Annotated in this window: 1 protein-coding gene; it reads right to left on the bottom strand. The window is 68.6% G+C overall.

Going from position 1 to position 1,186, the window contains the following annotated elements; translation table 11 throughout:
* Positions 1-145: 145 nt before the first annotated feature.
* Positions 146-1,099: a GGDEF domain-containing protein gene (locus tag U1872_RS22495; protein ID WP_332795079.1), complete on the bottom strand. Its 954-nt coding sequence runs from the start codon at positions 1,097-1,099 to the stop codon at positions 146-148.
* Between the last annotated feature and the right edge of the window lie 87 nt (positions 1,100-1,186).

Genomic DNA, 1,186 nt, shown 5'->3' with positions numbered 1-1,186 from the left:
AGGCCCTCGTCGCCGATCGGCATATCCTGGGGCCAGTCCCGGGCCGGCAGACGGGCCGCATCGCCATCCCGCAGACGGCGCACCTCCGCGGCTACGACCGCGCAGGCGATCCGGTGCGCCGCGGATCGCCGCAGCCCCCCTATCTTCACGCCACGTCGGACCGGATATCGAACACCTGGTTCCGGCCCGCCCGCTTGGCGGCATAAAGACGCTTGTCCGCCAGCGCGATCAAGGCGTCGATCGATCCGTCGGCCTCCTCCAGCGTCGCGCAGCCGAGACTGGCCGTGACTTGCAGCACGCCCCCCGACGTTTCCACCGCGACGGTCGCGATCTCGGCACGCAGTTGCTCGGCAAGCGCCATGGCCTGTTCAAGGCGGTGGCGGGGGAGCAGGACGCCGAACTCCTCGCCACCCAAGCGCGCGAATATGCCGCTCGGCGGCAGCAGCGCGGTGCAGACCTCGGTCACCCGGCACAGCAGCGTGTCGCCGGCGGAGTGTCCGTGGCTGTCGTTGACCGCCTTGAAATGGTCCAGGTCGAGCGCGATCAGCGACAGCGGCTCGCGCAGGTCGCGCCAGCGTCCCTGTGCTTTCGCCATCATCTGGCTGAAATGGCGTCGGTTGGCAGCGCCGGTCAGGTGATCGCACGTCAGCAGACGCCGCAAATCCGCCGTCGCCGCCTCGCGCCGCGGCACGTCGCGCAGCACGACCGAGAACCGCCGCGGTTTCAGGGGATCGGCGCTGGACCGCGCGACGACCAGCCGTTGGCACCAATAGCGTTCGCCATCCGCGCGTCGCTGCCATCCCTCCTGCAGATGCCATCCCTCGCGACCGGCGATCACCAGTTGTTCGTCGAGGCGCATGTCGTCCCCCGGCACGTCGGTGCTCAGCACATCGGCAAGGTTATGTCCGGTGACGTCGGCCGGTGCGTGCCCCGTCTGACGCAGGAAGCAGCTATTGGCCGACGCGATCTCGCCCTCCGGCGTGATCGTCAGCGCGGCATAGCCTTGGGCGTCGTCGAGCAACGTGGCAAACCAGGTATCCGCCTGGCGCAGGCGGTTTTCCTGCACGACCTGCTGGCTGATGTCGGCGAGCGTGGCCATCAACCGATCGGGACCGAGCTTCACCAGCGTGCACGCCAGCACCTTCGGCGTCAGGCCTTGCCGTCCCAGTCCGAGTTCGACGAAAAT

The organism is Parasphingomonas frigoris (assembly GCF_036663815.1).
In the GTDB taxonomy this organism is placed as follows: domain Bacteria; phylum Pseudomonadota; class Alphaproteobacteria; order Sphingomonadales; family Sphingomonadaceae; genus Sphingomonas.
Note: the sequence above shows the minus strand (reverse complement) of the source record. Positions and strands in the feature narration are given on the sequence as shown.